Genomic DNA, 18,640 nt, shown 5'->3' with positions numbered 1-18,640 from the left:
GATAGAAGATAGAAGATAGAAAATAGAAGATAGAAGATAGAAGGGATAAGGGAGAAGAAGTTGTGAGTTGTGAATTATGAGTTAGTAATAAAAACGGCTGGATGAAGGGCTGTGAAGAATATGGGCAGACTCGTTCTTGGTTTTGCGTTGTATGTGATTGACTTCATAAAGTGAAACGGAGGCTATTCTTAAAACCAGGTTGGTGTTTGGTGAAAAAAAATTAAAATGGATTACAGACAACGGGTTTATTGTATAACTTTGTGTCAGTTTAAAAAGAAAACGTATGTCATTTAAAAAACAGATCCCAAATCTTATTACTTTCTTAAATCTTACTGCCGGTCTATTGGCTTTGATACACGCTTTTAACGGCAATTACAATGAGGCTTTTTCTTTGGTATGTCTTGGTATCTTTTTTGATTTTTGGGATGGTTTTTTTGCCCGAATTTTTAATGCGCAAAGTCCGTTGGGGGTACAGTTGGATTCCCTTGCCGATATGGTAACGAGTGGAGTGGTTCCGGGCGTGGTGATGTACAAAATGTTGTCTGACATTCAGGAAAGTCAGGGTCTGTATACGCTTACTGCCGATACCTACTACATGGGTGTGGTGCCTTACATTGGTTTTATTATTACCATTGCATCGTGTTATCGTCTTGCCAAGTTTAACATCGATACCCGTCAGACTGATTCGTTTATAGGATTGCCAACGCCGGCCAACGCGTTGTTAATCATGAGTATTCCGATGATCTTATTCGCCAATCAATACGAATGGCTTTCCGATATTTTAAGTAATCCGTACTTCCTTGTGGGATTGTCTTTTTTAAGTGCCTATCTCTTAAACGCCGAAATTCCTTTATTTTCACTGAAAGTGAAGTATTTCAGTTGGGAGAAAAACAAACTTCAGGTATTGTTTCTGGCTGTTTGTGCCATATTGCTGGTTGCGTTTCAGTATCTGGCCATTCCGATAATCATTCTTTTTTATGTACTGCTTTCGGTGGTAAACAATACCTTTTTAAACAAGACGGCTTAATTTATGAGACGCGTTTCTGCAAAGAAAAATACGCCCAGAAAAACGTCCCGCTCAAATTCTTCAAGAACCGTTAAGACTCCTTTCGGGAGATTGCTGCTGTTTACTTTGGGGGTTCTTTTTGTGGTGATATTAGTGGGAGGGGTGTATAATTATCGTAATGGGTTACTGTATTATCTAGGTTTTAAAACCGATAAGAATGTCAACGCCCTTACCGATGAGGAACGCGAAGTCGAGGATATCCGTATTTTTGAAGTGCTCAGCCGGCACGATACCAAACTTGTGGGTTTTGATGTTTCTGAATACCAGTCGGAAATCGAATGGGGGAAAATCGATAAGATTGAAGATGATTTTCTGTTGTCGTTTGTTTTTATCCGCGCTACGGCCGGAAGTAACAAAACCGATTCCCGTTTCAAAGAAAACTGGGAAGCTGCCAAGGAACATTATTTTGTGCGCGGCGCCTACCATTATTACCGCCCGAATGAAAATTCAATTACCCAAGCCGACAATTTCATCCGAACCGTAAAGCTTAAGAGAGGGGATCTGCCTCCGGTACTCGATATTGAAAAACTGCCGAAAAATCAATCCATGGACAGTCTGAAAACAGGACTGCGCCGCTGGTTAAACCGTGTGGAAAAGCACTATAAGGTCAAACCAATCATTTATTCCGGACAAAGTTATTACACCGATTTTCTGAAAAAAGAATTTAAAGGGTATCCGTTGTGGATTGCCAACTATAATTTTTTTGTGGAACGGATTCAGGACGACTGGCTGTTCTGGCAGTTTACCGAAAAGGCTCAGATTCCCGGTATAAAGGGAGTGGTGGATGTGAATGTGTTTAACGGGGACAGTGAGGATTTGAAGGAGATTTGTGTGAAGTAGAGAGTCGTTAGTCAGATGGATAAGGTAGTCTCAGTCATAATCATAGTCTCAGTTTTCAGTCACAGTCACGGTCTCAGTTTTTAGTCACAGTCACAGTTTTCAGTCACAGTTTTCAGTCACAGTGTTCAGATTGCAGAAGACAGATTGTAGAAGACAGGTTGCAGGTTGCGGAAAGTAGATAGTGGAAGTCGGAAACAGGTGTTTGTTTGATGTCCTTTCGACTTAAAGTGGTTATTTTTTGGAGGTAATCAGATAAAATACAAAGGCGAAGAAAAGCAGGAATCCGAAAAACAATAGCACGGCTTTTCTGTTAGCAAAATTAATCGTCCAGCCCATCCATTCGATTTTTTTGGGAACCATGCCGCGAGGGTCTTTTGGATTGTAATAGAACATTCCCCATTTCCAATTGTTGGGGTCTTTGTGCCATTTTTCCAGTGTTTCCTTGTCTGGGTTTGCCATTTACTATTGCCTTTTGGCTTAAAACTAAAACTCCAGTTTCTTTTTTCGTAACTCGAAATTCTGACCTAAGTACACTCGTCGCACCATTTCGTCCTGCACCAATTCTTCCGGTACTCCGGCTTTCAGGATGCCTCCTTCGAACATCAGGTAGGTTTTATCAGTAATGGCCAGGGTTTCCTGTACGTTGTGGTCGGTAATTAAAATACCGATGTTTTTGTTTTTCAATTGGGCTACAATGCGCTGAATGTCTTCCACTGCCACGGGATCTACTCCGGCAAAAGGTTCGTCCAATAAGATGAATTTAGGATCGGTAGCCAGACAGCGGGCAATCTCAGTACGACGGCGCTCTCCTCCGGAAAGTAAGTCGCCACGGTTGGTGCGGATGTGTTGTAAACTGAATTCGTCAATCAGTGATTCCATCTTGGCTTCCTGTTCGGCTTTGGAAAGGTTGGTGAGTTGTAAAACACTTAAAATGTTGTCCTCAATACTCAGTTTTCGGAAAACAGAAGCTTCCTGTGCCAAATATCCGATTCCGTGTTGTGCACGTTTGTACATCGGGAAATCGGTAATGTTTGTTTCGTCCAGATAGATGTTTCCGGCGTTAGGTTTTACCAAACCAACAATCATGTAGAAGGAAGTGGTTTTTCCAGCTCCGTTCGGTCCTAACAAACCTACGATTTCTCCACGATTCACTTCTACTGAAACGCCTTTTACGACGCTTCTTCCTTTGTAGGTCTTAACTATATTTTCGGCTCTTAATTTCATTTTTTAAAGGTACTGAGGTTCTAAGGTTCTAAGGTACTGAGTAACTAAGTTACTGAGTGGCTAAGTTTTTAACGTACAAATAAACGAATTACGGCTTATTGCATCAACTAATTAACAAATAATTATTCCTGATTTTCCAATGCTTCCCAGAATTCGTAAGCTCTTCTCAGGTGCGGAATCACAATGGTTCCGCCTACTAAAGTGGCAATTCCCATGGCTTCCATCATTTCTTCTTTTGTGATTCCGTTTTTGTAGGAGGTCTCCAGGTGGTATTTGATGCAATCGTCGCAACGCAAAACGGCAGAAGCAACCAATCCCAGCAGTTCTTTGGTTTTTACATCCAAAGCGCCTTCCATGTAAGCATTGGTGTCCAGATTGAAAATCCTTTTAACGATTTTATTATTGTCGTTAAGTAACTTTTCGTTCATTTTCGAACGGTAGTCGTTGAATTCTTTAACTATATCCGCCATAATTATGTGGTTTTAAGTTCTTCTTTTTTGGTTACAAAACGCGATATGAAAATGCTTATCTCGTATAAAATCACCAACGGAATGGTTACGATCAATTGACTGATCACGTCCGGAGGTGTTACAATAGCCGCAATAATCAGGATAATCACATAAGAGTATTTTCGATAATCGCTTAAGAATTTTGGGGTTACGATTCCCAATTTGGAAAGGAAGTAAATCACAATCGGCAATTCAAAAACCAAACCGGTGGCCAGTGAAGTGGTTTTTACCAATCCGATATACGAATCCACGTCGATGGCATTCTTAACATGGTTGCTGATGGTTAAATGCGCCAAAAAGTTGATGGAGAGCGGTGTCAGTACGAAATAGCCGAAAGCCACCCCCAAAAAGAACAGCATGGAGGCAATGAAAATGAATAGCTTAACGTTTTTTCGCTCCTTATCATAAAGGGCGGGACTGACGAATTTCCATAATTCCCATAAAACAAAAGGGAAGGCGATGATGAATCCTACGGTGATGGAGGTCCAGATTAACATGGAGAACTGTCCTTCCATCGTTCGATTCTGTAATTCGAACGGTAGTTCCTGGATGCAGAAGCTTTTATCTAAATCATATTGGGTAGCCAGATCGCAAAAGAAGCGATAGGTGACGAAATTGCCGTCTTTCGGACCGAAGATTACAGTGTCAAAAATAAAATCACTGAAGTAATACGCTACGCAGGCGCCAGCTAAAATTGCAATGGTACTTCGGACGAGCAACCATCGGAATTCCTCCAGATGGTCTAAAAAAGACATTTCTTTTCCGGATTTATCTGTTGCCATTATATAATTCCTTCTTTTAAAATGTCATGAATGTGAAGTACGCCTTTGTATTCCCCGTCGCCGAGAACCACCATTTGCGTGATGGAGTGGTTTTCCATGGTATTGAAAGCATCGACGACCATGTCTGTTAACTGTACCGTTTTCGGGCTTTTGGTCATGATATCTTTGGCGGTTAGATCGCCGAAGCTGTCTCTTTTTTCAAGCATTCTTCGGATGTCACCGTCGGTGATGATGCCTACCACGTGATTATCTTCCACCACTGCGGTAACACCAAGGCGTTTTTCGGAGATCTCCATGATTACGGTTCTGATGTTGGCCTCCGGGCTTACCTGAGGACGGTGGGTTTGGTCCAGCATATCGACTACACGAAGCAATAATTTCTTGCCCAATGCGCCGCCCGGATGGTATTTGGCGAAGTCCTCACTTCTGAAATTGCGTATTTCCATCAGGCAAACCGCCAGTGCATCACCCAAAACCAATTGGGCGGTGGTGCTGTTTGTCGGAGCCAGATTATTGGGGCAGGATTCGGCGTCCACATGTGCGTTGAGTACGCAATCGGATTCCTTGCCTAAAAAAGAGTTTTTATTGGCGGTCATACCGATAAGGGTATTTCCAAAACGTTTTAACAACGGAACCAAAACCTTAATTTCCGGGCTGTTGCCACTTTTTGAAATGCAGATGATCACATCGCCCGGCTGTACCATGCCTAAATCGCCGTGAATGGCTTCGGCGGCATGCAAAAACATCGAAGGGGTTCCGGTGGAATTAAAGGTGGCTACCATTTTCGTGGCAATGATAGCGCTTTTTCCTATCCCGGTCACGATCAGGCGACCTGTGCAATTGTAAATCAACTCTACCGATTTTGCAAAGTCATTGTCAATGAAATTTACAAGGTTGGCAACGCTTTCGCTTTCCGATAGTATCGTTTTTTTGGCCGTAGCTAAAATGGTTTCCCTGACTGTCAAAATAGAAATTTTATTAATTTGTGAATATTAAAGAATTTTGTATCTTTATTCTCTGCAAATTTATGTAAAAAACCTATTAATAAATAATGAAGCCAAGCGAAATTGACTTACATAAAGAGTTAAAAAAATATTTTGGTTTTAACCAATTCAAAGGTTTACAGGAAGGGGTTGTTAAAAGTATCATTACCGGCAACAATTCTTTTGTGATTATGCCCACGGGTGGAGGTAAGTCATTGTGTTACCAATTGCCGGCTTTAGTGCTGGACGGAACGGCTATAGTCGTATCTCCGCTGATCGCTTTGATGAAAAACCAGGTGGATGCTATCCGGAGTTTGTCTTCCGAGTATGGCGTTGCACACGTTCTAAACTCTTCGCTTACCAAAACCGAAGTCAATCAGGTGAAGAAAGATATTACTTCCGGATTGACCAAGTTGCTGTATGTTGCCCCCGAATCGTTAACAAAAGAAGAATATATTGAGTTTTTACAAAGTGTTCCGATTTCTTTTGTGGCTATCGATGAGGCACACTGTATTTCGGAATGGGGGCATGATTTCCGCCCGGAATACCGCAACCTGAGAACGATAATCAAACAATTGGGGGATATTCCGGTAATCGGACTGACCGCGACGGCTACCCCGAAAGTTCAGGAAGATATTCTTAAAAATCTGGACATGACGGACGCTAATACGTTCAAAGCATCGTTCAACCGTCCGAATTTATTCTATGAAGTACGTACCAAAACCAAAAATATTGAGGGGGATATCATCCGTTTCATCAAACAACATAAGGGAAAATCAGGCGTAATTTACTGTCTGAGCCGAAAGAAGGTTGAGGAAATTGCTCAGGTTCTACAGGTAAACGGCATCAGTGCTGTTCCTTATCATGCGGGATTGGATGCTAAAACCCGTGCGAAACATCAGGATATGTTCCTTATGGAAGATGTGGATGTGGTAGTGGCAACCATCGCATTCGGTATGGGAATTGACAAACCGGATGTCCGTTTCGTGATTCACCACGACATCCCGAAATCACTGGAAAGTTATTATCAGGAAACCGGAAGGGCGGGTCGTGACGGAGGTGAGGGACACTGCTTGGCATACTACTCCTATAAAGATATAGAAAAACTTGAAAAATTCATGGCCGGAAAACCGGTAGCCGAACAGGAAATCGGTTTTGCACTGTTGCAGGAAGTGGTGGCTTACGCTGAAACTTCGATGTCACGCCGTAAATTTCTGCTGCACTATTTCGGAGAGGAGTTTGACGATGTGAATGGTGAAGGAGCCGATATGGATGATAATGTACGCAATCCGAAGAAAAAAGCGGAAGCTCAGGATCAGGTGGTGACACTTTTGCAAACGGTTCGGGATACCAATGAAATGTACAAATCAAAAGAAGTGATTTTTACGCTCATCGGGAAAATAAACGCGACCATTAAGGCACATAAAACGGATGCCCAGAAATTCTTCGGAAAAGGGAAAGACCACGAAGAGAAATACTGGATGGCGCTGATCCGTCAGGTGCTGGTGGATGGACTGCTTTCCAAGGATATCGAAAGCTACGGGGTTTTGAAACTGACACAAAAAGGATTGGATTTCATTAAAAAGCCGTATTCCTTTATGATGTCTGAGGATCACGAATACAGTGAAGCCGATGATGAAGCAATAGTGACTTCTGCAAAATCCACAGGAACTGCAGATGAGGCACTGATGACCATGCTGATTGATTTGCGTAAAAAAGTAGCCAAAAAGCTGGGCGTACCGCCGTTTGTGGTTTTTCAGGAGCCTTCGTTGGAAGATATGGCATTGAAATACCCGATTTCCATCGATGAGTTAAGTAATGTTCACGGTGTCGGAGAGGGGAAAGCAAAAAAATACGGCAAGGAGTTTGTCGAATTGATTGCCCGCTACGTGGAAGATAATGACATTATGCGTCCGGACGATCTGGTGGTGAAATCCACCGGAGCCAACTCGGCGCTGAAATTATATATTATTCAGAATATCGACAGAAAATTGCCTTTGGATGATATCGCCAAAGCAAAAGGATTGGATATGGATACGCTGCTGAAAGAAATGGAACAGATTGTCTATTCTGGTACCAAGCTGAATATCAAGTACTGGATTGATGATATTTTGGACGACGAACAGCAGGAAGAAATTCACGATTATTTTATGGAATCGCATTCCGATAAGATTCAGGATGCGCTGGACGAATTCGAAGGTGATTATGATACCGAAGAATTGCGTCTGATGCGGATCAGGTTTATCAGTGAAGTGGCGAATTAGTGGTTAGTGGTTAGTGGTTAGTGGTTAGTGGTTAGTCGTTAGTAATCAGTGGTCAGTAGTCAGTAATCAGTTGTCAGAAAGCAGAAGGCAGGAAAGTAAATGCAGAAAGCAGGTATGACGTCCGAAAATAATTTATGATTTAATAAAAAATCCCCAATTGAATTTCAGTTGGGGATTTTTTATGGGTTAAAGATAAAATCCTTTTATTGTTTTTTAATTATTTCGCCGGTTTCTGTATCGTAAATCAATTGGCCTTCGTTTGTTTTGTCAAGTTGGGCGATTAGTTCTCCGCTGCTGTTCCAAATTGAAGATTGTCCGGCGCATTCATAATTACCGGATTCTCCAACATAGTTTGACATAAAAACGGTCATCTTATACTTGTCTGCAATTGCAGAAAGTTTATCAATATCTTCCTTGATACCACCTACCGAATTCAGTACGCTTGCCATGTAAATATTTGCCTTGTTTTTTTGTGCATTTTCATGGTGTTCTACGTTTGATAATTCGTAACAGATTGCAGGCGCGATGCTGTTGTTACCGTCAAAATGAATTACGTAAGGATTTTGTGCTGCGGTGAAGATCCCTTTTTCCGTCGGATACAAGTATTGTTTTGAATAAGTGATCCGATCCTTATTCGGCTGAAAAATGATCATACTTATAAAGAGATTGTTGTTGTTTTTGGTTGGAAGTCCGACACAAATAATAATGTTTTCGTTATTGCTCAGTTTTTGCAGTTCGTCGAGTCGGCTATCGTCCTTAGTGGTTGCCAATTGGTCGGCCAATTCAGGTTCGTAACCAGTTAACGATAATTCCGGGAACATAATCAATTGCACTTTTTCTTTAACTGCCGATTTGATAAAGTCGACATGAGCTTTTAAATTCGCTTCAATATTTCCTTTTACGGCTTTGGTTTGTGCTATGCTGATCCTCATTTGTGCCCTGTGTTTGATTTGTTTCAGGTTAAATTATTTCCAGTCGGTAATTCACTATTGTTGGTAAATTTCCCCCCGATGTGGTTTCAGGGCATCCCGCATCTGAATCATAGTGTTTTCGGGAACCACAATAAAAGCGATGGCATACATGTCGTTTATTATATGGAATCCTGTAACGGTTATCGGAAGTTTTTCGATTTCGATGTATTCTTTTAAATGAATTTCGTGATGTTCGGCGGTTTTTGCCGCGGCGGGTCCGCGGAAATCCCATATCAGTTTGATTTGACGTTGCATTTTTTAAGGTGCTTAGGTTTTGTGTGGCAAAGGTACTAAGGTTATTCAGAAAATGATGTGATTACGCAATGCGAAAACAAATTACTACTTTTGTACTTGGTTTACAAACGAACAACCAAATAACCGAATACACAAATCATCAAAGAATGCCCAAAGAATTACTGATACAGGTTGCTCCTGAAGTTGCTGCCAATGCTGTTTTGTTAAACGAACATCTGGCCAAGTTGCTGCATGTTAAAACATCGGAAATACAACATGCTTCGGTGCTTAAACGCTCCATTGACGCCCGTCAGAAAGCGATTAAGATTAACCTGAAAGTAAACGTTTTTTTTCAGGGTGAAGCGTTTGTTGATAGTAGAATCGAGCTTCCGGACTATAAAAATGTAGCAAATGCCCAGGAAGTGATTGTAGTGGGAGCAGGACCTGCCGGATTATTCGCGGCGCTACAACTAATCGAATTAGGTTTAAAACCCATTGTACTTGAAAGAGGAAAAGACGTTCGCGGTCGTCGTCGCGATCTGAAAGCGATTAATGTGGATCATATCGTTAATGAAGATTCCAATTATTGTTTCGGAGAAGGCGGGGCGGGAACCTATTCTGACGGGAAACTATATACCCGTTCAAAAAAGCGCGGGGATGTTGATAGAATTTTAGCATTGTTGGTTGCTTTTGGTGCTACTCCGGATATTATGGTGGATGCGCATCCGCATATCGGAACCAATAAATTGCCACAGATTATTCAGGATATCCGAGAGAAAATCATTGAATGTGGCGGACAGGTTTTGTTTGAAACCCGTGTGACCGATATTCTTATAAAAAATAACGAGGTGCAGGGTATCGTAACCCAAAATGGAACTACTATTGCGGCACAGAAAGTAATTCTGGCCACCGGACATTCGGCAAGGGATATTTTTGAATTGCTGGACCGGAAAAAAGTTTTAATCGAAGCCAAACCTTTTGCTTTGGGCGTTCGTGCCGAGCATCCGCAAAGTTTGATCGACAGTATTCAGTATTCCTGTGATTTCAGGGGCGAATTTTTGCCACCGGCACCGTATTCCATAGTGAAACAGGTGAACGGTCGTGGTATGTATTCGTTCTGTATGTGTCCGGGTGGCGTGATTGCGCCTTGTGCCACGAGTCCGGGTGAAGTGGTTACCAATGGCTGGTCGCCTTCCAAAAGGGATCAGGCTACCGCCAATTCGGGAATTGTCGTAGAATTGAAACTGGAAGATTTTAAACCATTTGCCAAATTCGGAGCTTTAGCCGGAATGGAATTTCAGAAAAGTATCGAACAGAAAGCCTGGCATTTGGCGGGAGAAACCCAGAAAGTACCGGCGCAAAGAATGATTGATTTTACCCAAAGCAAAGTTTCAAAGGATATTCCCAAAACGTCTTATGTGCCCGGAACGACTTCGGTGGAACTTGGACAGGTGTTTCCGGGGTTTCTGACGCAAATTATGCGAGAAGGTTTTACTCAGTTCGGAAAATCGATGCGCGGGTATCTCACCAATGAGGCTATTTTACACGCGCCGGAAAGCCGAACTTCCTCGCCGGTTCGAATTCCAAGAGACAATGAAACGCTGGAACACCTTCAGATAAAAGGTTTGTATCCTTGCGGAGAAGGGGCAGGTTATGCCGGAGGAATTATTTCCGCAGCTATTGATGGGGAGAAGTGTGCTATTAAATGTGTGGAATCTTTGAAATAAAAAAACCTGACAAACTTGAGTCTGCCAGGTTCTTGTTTTGAAAGGTTTATTTGCACTGTTCGTATTCTGTTATCATTTTTTCCATATTGTAAAAATTATGGTAGTGATAAACAGCCAGTTTTTCTCTTTCTTTTCGATCCAATTTTCTGAACTCTTTGAGTTTGTCTTTTGTTTCTTTGTCCATTTTAAACCAACCCAGATCTCCTTCTGACGCTGCGTTTAATTTTTCCATAATCGTTGGGCAGTCTTTGAATAAATCTTTTAAAGGATTTATCATTCGATTTTTTATATTGAATATAATAGTCAGATCCTCCCTGTTGTTATTGATGGCATAATTTTCGTTTTCATTCTGATAGTAGAAACGAATCTCTTCAGAACGAACGGAGCCGTATTTAGGGCCCAAGTTGGAAGTTGAGGTTTCTGTATACCTTATTCCGTAAATATTTATTTTACCCCTTTTAACATAAGGAAGAAATACTTTGCAGCCGGAATCGGTGATTTCTCCTTTGGAGTTCACGTCTTTAAGGAAGATTGCTCTAAATGTGGTAGTGCTTCCGCTTTCATTAAAAATGGTCACTTCGTTGATGTCATCAATGGAGATTGTTCTGGTTTCTCCTTCTTCGGAGGTTTTGAATTTGATTGTTTTATCATCAAGGTTTAAGTCTCGCTCTTTGGAGTTGCTTTGGAAGAGGCTTATTTTTATTGTGGTTTCTAAAAAAGATTTAACAAAACCGCCCTCTGAATGTCCGTCATTGAACAAGATAGAGGCTTTTTCAAATCGGGCATTGGCAATAAAGCAAAGTAAAAGGGATAATAGTGTTAGTTTGAATTTCATTTTTAAAGAATTTATTGTGATTAATTGTTTGAGTGCAAAGCCATTCGATTGCCTTCGCTATCCATAAAAACGGCCATATAGCCGTATTCGGGAGAAATTTGTTTTTTGCCAACAATGATTTTTCCACCCGCGGCTTCCATTTTGTCTAAAACAGGTTGCAAATCAGGGTTGGCGTCCATATATACTACCGGACCGTTAGCTCCGGGCTGATAAAATTCTTCATTATAACATAAGGAGCATCCGGTTTCTTTATGCGGAAAAATGCCCATTCGAACCGGACCGAATTCCACATCCTCAATTTGGGTGTCAAAAATGGTTTCATAAAATTTTTTGGCTCTTTCAAAATTGCTTACCGGTATTTCAAACCAGTGGGTCCAGTTTTTTTCCATCGTTTCAATGCTTGGTTAGTTCGAGAATAGTCCAAATATAAGAATTAGATTCATTAATTTTAAACTGATTTATGGTAACCATTTCTTTTTTGTATTTTTGACAGGCAAATAATAGGTATGACAGAAGAAAAGGTAATATTAGTCAACGAAAAAGACGAGCAGATTGGTTTGATGCCGAAAATGGAAGCGCATGAGAAAGCATTGCTTCACAGGGCGTTTTCGGTGTTTGTGCTGAATGATAAGAATGAGATTATGCTTCAGCAACGTGCGCATCAGAAGTACCATTCTCCGTTGTTGTGGACGAATACCTGTTGCAGTCATCAACGGGAAGGGGAGTCAAATATTCAGGCCGGAATCCGAAGATTGTATGAAGAAATGGGTTTTACTACTGAACTGAAAGAATTGTTTTCCTTTATCTATAAAGCTCCTTTTGATAATGGTCTGACCGAACACGAACTGGATCATGTGATGATTGGTCGCTATAACGATGCGCCACAAATCAACGGAGAGGAAGTGGAAAGCTGGAAATGGATGTCGATTGAGGCGGTTAAAAAGGATATGGAACAGAATCCGGACATTTATACGGTTTGGTTCAAAATCATATTCGATGAGTTTTACCATTACCTTGAGGATCATACGATTTAAAAGGGAGAAGAGGCAAGAGGCAAGAGGCAAGAGACAAGAGACAAGAGACAAGAGACAAGAGACAAGAGACAAGACAAGAGTCAGTATTAGCTTAAGTGGTTAAACCAACAATCAGATGAGAGTAACTGTTAGTAGAAAAGCACATTTTAATGCCGCGCACCGATTGTACCGCAAGGATTGGACGGACGCCCAAAACGAACATGTTTTCGGGAAGTGCAACAACCCGAACTTTCACGGCCATAATTATGAGCTGATTGTGAGTGTAACCGGAAAAATTAATCCGGAAACGGGTTATGTTATGGATATTAAAGAGCTGGCTGATATTATTTATGAGGAAGTGGAATCCCGATTCGATCATAAAAACCTGAATCTTGATGTGCCTGAATTTCAAGAACTCAATCCTACCGCAGAGAATATTGTTGTGGTGATTTGGAATAAAATCAGAAAGCGGATTGCTCCCGGAAATGATCTTGAGGTTGTTTTGTATGAAACGCCACGTAACTTTGTAACCTATTCCGGTGAATAATGAATGTGATTAAAGTAGGCGATAAGCTGCCTTTATTTGAGGCAAAAGACCAAAAGGGGGATGTTTTTTCCATTGCTTCGGTTTTGCATAAAAAAGTAGTGGTGATTTACTTTTATCCGAAAGATGATACGCCGGGTTGTACCCAACAGGCGTGTTTTTTTCGTGACCAATACGAGGAATTCAACGAAATAGGGGCGGAAGTCATCGGTATCAGCGCAGACAGCGTAAAATCGCATGAAGAATTCGTAACAAAATATAAATTACCGTTTATCTTACTTTCCGATGAAGATAAAAGCCTGAGGAAGTTGTTCGGAGTGCCAACCCATTTTTTTGGGTTGTTGCCGGGAAGGGTTACGTATGTAGTCGATAAAGAAGGTGTGGTTCGTTTAGTGTTTGACAGTAGGAATGCCGAAAGCCATTTTCCGAAAGTGCTGGAAACGGTGAAAAAAATAGTGTAAATGAAGGTTGATTTGTATCCTTTGGTTTTTAAACCGATTGTAAAAGACAGAATCTGGGGAGGAACAAAACTTCATTCTCTTTTAAATAAAAATATCCTATCCCAAACTGCCGGGGAAAGCTGGGAATTGTCTTCTGTCCCCGGGGATGTGAGTGTTGTGGCTAACGGTGTTTTTTCGGGCTCCACAATAAATGAACTGATTGTGAAGTATCCGTCAGAAATTCTCGGAACAAAAGTTTATGGGCAATTCGGGGCCGAATTTCCGCTGCTGTTCAAGTTTTTGGATGCGAAAGAGGATTTGTCAATCCAATTGCATCCCAATGACGAATTGGCTAAAAAGCGTCATGATTCTTTCGGGAAAACCGAAATGTGGTATGTGATGCAGGCTGATGCAGGTGCGGAAATAATTGTAGGTTTTAAAGAGAAGGCATCTGCGGATGAGTATTTGCATCATTTGAAGAACAAATCGCTGCCCTCAATTCTGAATATCATTCCCGTAAAGAAAGGCGATGTTTTCTTTTTGGAAACAGGTACCATACATGCTATCGGTGCCGGAACCCTTATTGCGGAAATCCAGCAGACTTCCGATATAACCTATCGTATTTATGATTGGGACAGGACCGATGCTCACGGGAATACCAGAGAATTGCATGTTGAGCAGGCTCTGGATGCGATTACCTATGATGTGGTTGCCTCGCAAAAAAAGTATGAAACGGCTATAAATAACAGTAATCCGGTGGTGGATTGTTCTTATTTTACGACTAATATTATTCCGCTTGACGGAAAAATGAATTTAGCCAAGAACGGAACTTCTTTTACGGTTTTGGTTTGCACTGAGGGGAGTTTTACTGTCATAACCGATTCAGGTTCGGAATTCGCCTTTGCGATGGGAGACACGGTTTTGCTTCCGGCTGCGCTTACTGATTTTGAATTGGTTGGAAAGGCGACTTTGTTAGAAATATTTATTTCTTAACCCATTATCTAAAGAATAATTGTAATTTTGCAAACGAAATTTTAAATAAAATAAAATGGCAAGCGTAAAAAACTTAAAAAAAGACATCAACTTCGTATTAGGAGATATTATTGAAGCGGTTTACATCTATGAGATGACTACAACAGGAAAACCAACTGCTGAATCTGATGCATTGATTGATGAAGCTATCGCTACTTTTGACGGGTTAATCACGAAAGTGAACCAAAAGAATGTGGAAAACAAAAAAGCGCATTACAAGCAAGTGAATAAGGATTTGGAAGTTATTGCAACTCAGTTGGTTGAAAAAATTAACAAATTGTAGTCTGAAAAAATCTTGAAAAAGTGTAGATAAGTGTTTGGAAGTTTGAAAAACTCCATTATATTTGCACCCGAAATGAAACACGAACGCCTTTAAATAATAAGGTTTGGTGAATAATTGAGACGCCGGTGTAGCTCAGCTGGCTAGAGCAGCTGATTTGTAATCAGCAGGTCGTGGGTTCGAGTCCCTCCATCGGCTCAATTTTTTCATCATTTTGGACGTGTTTTTTTAATCAAGAAATAAAGCAACACTATAGTTGCCGGTGTAGCTCAGCTGGCTAGAGCAGCTGATTTGTAATCAGCAGGTCGTGGGTTCGAGTCCCTCTATCGGCTCAAAAGGTTTCCGGAAACGGAAACCTTTTTTGTTTTCCATAGGTTTTGTTTGTTCCTGATTCTTATTTTTTCTGTTCAATAAACACTTTGTCAATTTTTCCGTTAAACCTGGAAGAAGTTCCGTAATCGGTTACCTGTGTTCCGTCATCCGTACCTATATCGGCTAAATCATCAACGGAAAATAAGCCTGGCTGTGTACGAATAAGTTTGCCTTCGGCAACCGTGTTTCCGTCAACCGTAATTGTTCCAGTTCCGCCTTTCCCCGTTCCCGGCCCATCATAATTAAAGTTGTAAGCTAGGGTGTATTTTCCGGCTTTAAGTGCCTGTTTGGCTATGATGCTTGTTGATTCCATCCCGAGGAAGTTATATGTAAAGGCCGGCTTTCCTTCTTTCATGTAAAAAGATAATCCACCAAATCGCCCGCCCTGACAAACAATCACGCCATTCCCATTGTCCTTGACTTCAATTGTAGCGGTAATCGAATAGGATTTGTTTCGCAGATCAATAAAGACATCAACACCCATGCCTTTCATTCCTTCCCCGTAAGTTACTGAAGTTCTGTTTCCCATAACAGTAGGTCTTCCCATGAGTTCTGCGTTTGTGCGTTCGAGCAGGCGATCGTCTAACGGCAGTACATGGTATGTTTCCGCTTCCTTCATAAACAGTTTCTGCATTTCTTTTAGCCTGTCCTGATTTTTTGTTGCCAAATCAGTGGCAAGACTGAAGTCTTCTTTGGTGTCGTATAGTTCCCATTTATCAGTTTGGAGCGTGTTTAGCGGCTTCAGATGCCATGCCGGTCTGTGAATGGTGCGGGCAAACCACCCGTCCTGATAAATTCCCCGGTTTCCAAACATTTCAAAATACTGTGTCTTGTGTCTTTCGGCTGCATCGGCATTGTTAAATGAATACATAAGACTGGTGCCTTCCATCGGATCTTGTCTGATGCCGTTTACCTCAGTCGGTGCGGGTATTTTTGCGGCTTCTAATACCGTTGGAGCAATGTCGATAACATGACCAAACTGCGAACGTACTTCTCCTTTTGCTTTAATACCTGCCGGCCACTGGATAATCATTCCGTTTCGTGTTCCTCCAAAATCAGAAGCCACCTGTTTGGTATACGAAAAGGGAGTATTCATGGTTATGGCCCAACCTGCGGCAAAGTGCGGATAAGTGCTTTCGGAGCCCCATTCATTATAATGCTTCAGCATGTCGGGTACGGTTTCGGGTATGGCGTTAAAGTAGGTCATTTCGCAGTACATCCCATTCATTTGTCCTTCGGCACTCGCACCGTTATCCCCAGCTATAAATATGATTATCGTATTGTCTTTTAGTCCTAATTCCTCGATGGCAGCAATGAGTCTACCAACTTCGTAATCGGTTTGTTCCGCAAAACCCGCGTAGACTTCCATCTGTCTTGTGAATAATTTTTTCTCATCAGCTGAAAGTTTATCCCAATCTTTTATGTCCGTAGGCTTAGGTGCTAGTTTGGTGTTTTTCGGAACAATTCCCATTTTCTTTTGTTGTGCCAGAGTCAGTTCCCGTAGTTTGTCCCAACCCATATCAAACTTTCCTTCGTATTTCTCTGCCCATTCTTTTGGAACGTGGTGTGGCGCATGGGTTGCTCCCGGTGCAAAATACATAAAAAACGGTTTGTCAGGAGATAGAGCCTGTTGAAAACGAACCCATGAAATTGCCTGATTGGTCATGTCGGTAGTGAAGTGGTAATCCTTATTTTCAGGTGTTTCCACTATTGTTAGTCCGTCATAAATCAAAGGTGCCCACTGGTTTGTTTCACCACCGATAAATCCGTAAAATTTTTCGAAACCTGAACGTGTGGGCCAGCGGTCCTGCGGACCTGAATTTGAAATTTCCCAGGGTGGTGTTTCGTGGTATTTGCCAAACGCGGCTGTATTATATCCATTTTGACGTAATACCTCTGCCATTGGTGTGATACTCTGAGGTCTTATCCCTGTATTTCCTGGGAAAGTGGTGGCTGCTTCTGTTATACTTCCCATATTGTTACTGTGATGATTGTATCCGGTTAGTAATGCTACCCTTGTGGGGGAGCAAAGTGCGGTAGTGTGAAAGCGATTGTACTTGATTCCGTTAGCGGCAAGCTTGTTCATTGTGGGGGATTTGACAGGACCGCCAAAAGTTTCGGATACCCCAAAGCCCATATCATCAATTAAGATGACAACCACATTGGGAGCTTCTTTAGGAGCTCTTACTTCAAATCGGGGCGGTGCCGTAGCATTCCGAACATCAAGTTCTGTCGATTTTTGGCGAATCGGTTCCTGAATTGGAAGGGTGGTACGATCGGGTTGTTGTCCTATCATGTTAATTGTACATGAAAATACAAGAAGTAACACTGATATTAGTTTCTTATTAATCATAACATCATGCTTTAAGTTGAAAAATGAATTTATCAAAGTTAGTAATTTTTCTTATAAAAACGAATGTTGATTAAGTGTAAATGATTGATTATTAGTTGTTAGTGTTTGTTTCTGGTTGGGTGTTGAAATGCGGTTACTGAAAAAAAAAAGCAGGTGTGTCAGTGAATATAAAGCCCCTTTTTTCTAAGTTGTGGATTATTTCATTTGATTTTAGTTACCCAACAGGTTAAGGATACAGACAAAAAAAGCGACTCTAAAGTCGCTTTTGCTGTTTTATTATAGAAGTTGTTCCAGTTTCTTTCTTTCGGTTATGAAAGTGGTAAGCTGTTTTCCGTATTTGGATTTGGCTACTTCCGGAGACATCGATTTATGGATGGTGTCGAGGTATTTGATGTTTGCGTCGTATATTTCGGTTAAAGTGATATAAGGCGCCACCTCGTGTTTTCCGTTGTTTACGGCAAAATTAATGGCGTCCAGATAGCTTCTTGCGGTTAATTTGTCGGCACGTTGGTTTAAACTGTCCAGTTTTTGTGTGTTATTCACTTTTTTGGCCAATAAGGAAAGACTGAAGGTTTTGTTTTGTTCGTCATTATAACGCATGCGGATTTTTTTAAAATCGTTGTACAGGTCGTTATTTTTAGAACCGGTTACTTTGGCTTTCGCGTAGAACTCTTTTAAAGTGGTTTCAATAGTCATGGTTCCCGGCTCGGCAAAAAACGGTAAAATATTATCGATTGATTTAGAAACACCGCGGTCTAACGAAAGGTACAGCATCTCGGGTTCACTTAACTGAAGTTCGCTTTTGAAATTGGAATCTCCTTTTATAACAATGCTGTCCATGGTTACCAAAGCACTGTCAACAATGTGCTGAACGTATAATTTTCCCTGTTTCAGCCCTTCCACTTTTCCGGAAAGGTGCAGGTTTTTATCACTTTCTTTTTTATCGCAGGCCACTAAAGCTGTAAGAGCAAAAGCCGCAATCAGTAATTTTTTCATGCTTTTTCGTTTAATGGCTGCAAAGTAAAGAAAATTAATTGAAACGCCTAAAAAGACAGGGCAAACGCATGAGTTTTTTGATTTCGTATTTTAGTAACATTTCGAAACCTCAATTTTGAGTATAGCTTGGTAAAATCAAGTTTTTGTTTTTAAATCTGCGCAAATCCGCGAAGTC

Annotated in this window: 20 protein-coding genes and 2 tRNA genes; 11 read left to right on the top strand and 11 right to left on the bottom strand. The window is 41.2% G+C overall.

The annotated features are described in order from the left end of the window. Positions 1-283: 283 nt before the first annotated feature. Positions 284-1,027 (top strand): CDP-alcohol phosphatidyltransferase family protein, encoded by a 744-nt coding sequence (locus tag FLJC2902T_RS14130; RefSeq protein WP_023580491.1) that lies wholly within the window; start codon positions 284-286, stop codon positions 1,025-1,027. Between the two features lie 3 nt (positions 1,028-1,030). Then, positions 1,031-1,906, top strand: a complete 876-nt coding sequence (locus FLJC2902T_RS14125) for a glycoside hydrolase family 25 protein (protein ID WP_023580490.1) — start codon at positions 1,031-1,033, stop codon at positions 1,904-1,906. A gap of 231 nt (positions 1,907-2,137) precedes the next feature. On the opposite strand, the gene FLJC2902T_RS14120 is transcribed toward FLJC2902T_RS14125, so the two are convergent. From FLJC2902T_RS14120 to FLJC2902T_RS14100, 5 genes are all read right to left on the bottom strand, one after another. Beyond that, a complete protein-coding gene (locus FLJC2902T_RS14120; RefSeq protein ID WP_023580489.1) occupies positions 2,138-2,365 on the bottom strand; it encodes a DUF5808 domain-containing protein in 228 nt (75 codons plus the stop codon). Between the two features lie 24 nt (positions 2,366-2,389). Then, positions 2,390-3,130, bottom strand: a complete 741-nt coding sequence (gene lptB / locus FLJC2902T_RS14115) for an LPS export ABC transporter ATP-binding protein (RefSeq protein ID WP_023580488.1) — start codon at positions 3,128-3,130, stop codon at positions 2,390-2,392. A 122-nt stretch (positions 3,131-3,252) separates the two neighbouring features. Next, positions 3,253-3,600, bottom strand: a complete 348-nt coding sequence (locus FLJC2902T_RS14110) for a carboxymuconolactone decarboxylase family protein (protein ID WP_023580487.1) — start codon at positions 3,598-3,600, stop codon at positions 3,253-3,255. A gap of 2 nt (positions 3,601-3,602) precedes the next feature. Continuing rightward, on the bottom strand, positions 3,603-4,421 hold the full coding sequence (tatC, locus tag FLJC2902T_RS14105; RefSeq protein WP_245594756.1) for a twin-arginine translocase subunit TatC: 819 nt from the start codon (positions 4,419-4,421) through the stop codon (positions 3,603-3,605). Next, a complete protein-coding gene (locus FLJC2902T_RS14100; RefSeq protein ID WP_023580485.1) occupies positions 4,421-5,386 on the bottom strand; it encodes a KpsF/GutQ family sugar-phosphate isomerase in 966 nt (321 codons plus the stop codon). Before FLJC2902T_RS14100 ends, tatC begins: the two co-directional genes overlap by 1 nt. Positions 5,387-5,472: 86 nt before the next feature. Here FLJC2902T_RS14100 and recQ point away from each other — a divergent pair, with 86 nt between their 5' ends. Next, positions 5,473-7,668 carry a DNA helicase RecQ gene (gene recQ / locus FLJC2902T_RS14095; protein WP_023580484.1) on the top strand — a complete coding sequence of 732 codons (2,196 nt, stop codon included), beginning with the start codon at positions 5,473-5,475 and terminating at the stop codon, positions 7,666-7,668. A 203-nt stretch (positions 7,669-7,871) separates the two neighbouring features. On the opposite strand, the gene FLJC2902T_RS14090 is transcribed toward recQ, so the two are convergent. Beyond that, on the bottom strand, positions 7,872-8,600 hold the full coding sequence (locus FLJC2902T_RS14090) for a carbon-nitrogen hydrolase family protein (RefSeq protein ID WP_023580483.1): 729 nt from the start codon (positions 8,598-8,600) through the stop codon (positions 7,872-7,874). A 54-nt stretch (positions 8,601-8,654) separates the two neighbouring features. Beyond that, on the bottom strand, positions 8,655-8,894 hold the full coding sequence (locus FLJC2902T_RS14085; protein WP_023580482.1) for a hypothetical protein: 240 nt from the start codon (positions 8,892-8,894) through the stop codon (positions 8,655-8,657). A gap of 146 nt (positions 8,895-9,040) precedes the next feature. Here FLJC2902T_RS14085 and FLJC2902T_RS14080 point away from each other — a divergent pair, with 146 nt between their 5' ends. Then, positions 9,041-10,600, top strand: coding sequence for an NAD(P)/FAD-dependent oxidoreductase (locus FLJC2902T_RS14080; protein ID WP_035678933.1), 1,560 nt, complete (start codon positions 9,041-9,043; stop codon positions 10,598-10,600). Positions 10,601-10,646: 46 nt separating this feature from the next. Here the strand turns inward: FLJC2902T_RS14080 and FLJC2902T_RS14075 are convergent, their stop codons facing one another. Next, positions 10,647-11,435: a hypothetical protein gene (locus tag FLJC2902T_RS14075; protein WP_023580480.1), complete on the bottom strand. Its 789-nt coding sequence runs from the start codon at positions 11,433-11,435 to the stop codon at positions 10,647-10,649. 20 nt (positions 11,436-11,455) lie between these two features. Continuing rightward, positions 11,456-11,824, bottom strand: coding sequence for a VOC family protein (locus FLJC2902T_RS14070; protein WP_023580479.1), 369 nt, complete (start codon positions 11,822-11,824; stop codon positions 11,456-11,458). Between the two features lie 117 nt (positions 11,825-11,941). On the opposite strand from FLJC2902T_RS14070, the gene idi reads away from it, so the two are divergent. The 7 genes from idi to FLJC2902T_RS14035 all read left to right on the top strand — a co-directional run bounded on the left by idi (position 11,942) and on the right by FLJC2902T_RS14035 (position 15,076). Further along, positions 11,942-12,469: an isopentenyl-diphosphate Delta-isomerase gene (gene idi / locus FLJC2902T_RS14065; RefSeq protein WP_023580478.1), complete on the top strand. Its 528-nt coding sequence runs from the start codon at positions 11,942-11,944 to the stop codon at positions 12,467-12,469. Positions 12,470-12,584: 115 nt separating this feature from the next. Beyond that, on the top strand, positions 12,585-12,995 hold the full coding sequence (locus FLJC2902T_RS14060; RefSeq protein WP_023580477.1) for a 6-pyruvoyl trahydropterin synthase family protein: 411 nt from the start codon (positions 12,585-12,587) through the stop codon (positions 12,993-12,995). Continuing rightward, positions 12,995-13,453 carry a peroxiredoxin gene (locus FLJC2902T_RS14055; RefSeq protein WP_035678930.1) on the top strand — a complete coding sequence of 153 codons (459 nt, stop codon included), beginning with the start codon at positions 12,995-12,997 and terminating at the stop codon, positions 13,451-13,453. The genes FLJC2902T_RS14060 and FLJC2902T_RS14055 overlap by 1 nt, the downstream gene beginning before the upstream one ends. After that, positions 13,454-14,425 (top strand): type I phosphomannose isomerase catalytic subunit, encoded by a 972-nt coding sequence (locus tag FLJC2902T_RS14050; protein WP_023580475.1) that lies wholly within the window; start codon positions 13,454-13,456, stop codon positions 14,423-14,425. It abuts the gene before it with no gap. A 55-nt stretch (positions 14,426-14,480) separates the two neighbouring features. Next, positions 14,481-14,747: a hypothetical protein gene (locus FLJC2902T_RS14045; protein WP_023580474.1), complete on the top strand. Its 267-nt coding sequence runs from the start codon at positions 14,481-14,483 to the stop codon at positions 14,745-14,747. A gap of 121 nt (positions 14,748-14,868) precedes the next feature. Next, positions 14,869-14,942 (top strand) — tRNA-Thr (locus tag FLJC2902T_RS14040). 60 nt (positions 14,943-15,002) lie between these two features. Next, positions 15,003-15,076: transfer RNA gene (locus FLJC2902T_RS14035), tRNA-Thr, on the top strand. A 62-nt stretch (positions 15,077-15,138) separates the two neighbouring features. On the opposite strand, the gene FLJC2902T_RS14030 is transcribed toward FLJC2902T_RS14035, so the two are convergent. Then, positions 15,139-17,412 (bottom strand): arylsulfatase, encoded by a 2,274-nt coding sequence (locus FLJC2902T_RS14030; RefSeq protein ID WP_023580473.1) that lies wholly within the window; start codon positions 17,410-17,412, stop codon positions 15,139-15,141. Between the two features lie 333 nt (positions 17,413-17,745). Then, the gene (locus FLJC2902T_RS14025; RefSeq protein ID WP_023580472.1) at positions 17,746-18,465 is read right to left on the bottom strand and encodes a DUF4369 domain-containing protein; all 720 of its coding nucleotides are present in this window, start codon (positions 18,463-18,465) and stop codon (positions 17,746-17,748) included. Positions 18,466-18,640 lie beyond the last annotated feature (175 nt).

Source organism: Flavobacterium limnosediminis JC2902 (genome assembly GCF_000498535.1).
Classification (GTDB): Bacteria; Bacteroidota; Bacteroidia; order Flavobacteriales; family Flavobacteriaceae; genus Flavobacterium; species Flavobacterium limnosediminis.
This window is presented reverse-complemented; position numbering and strand designations above follow the sequence as displayed.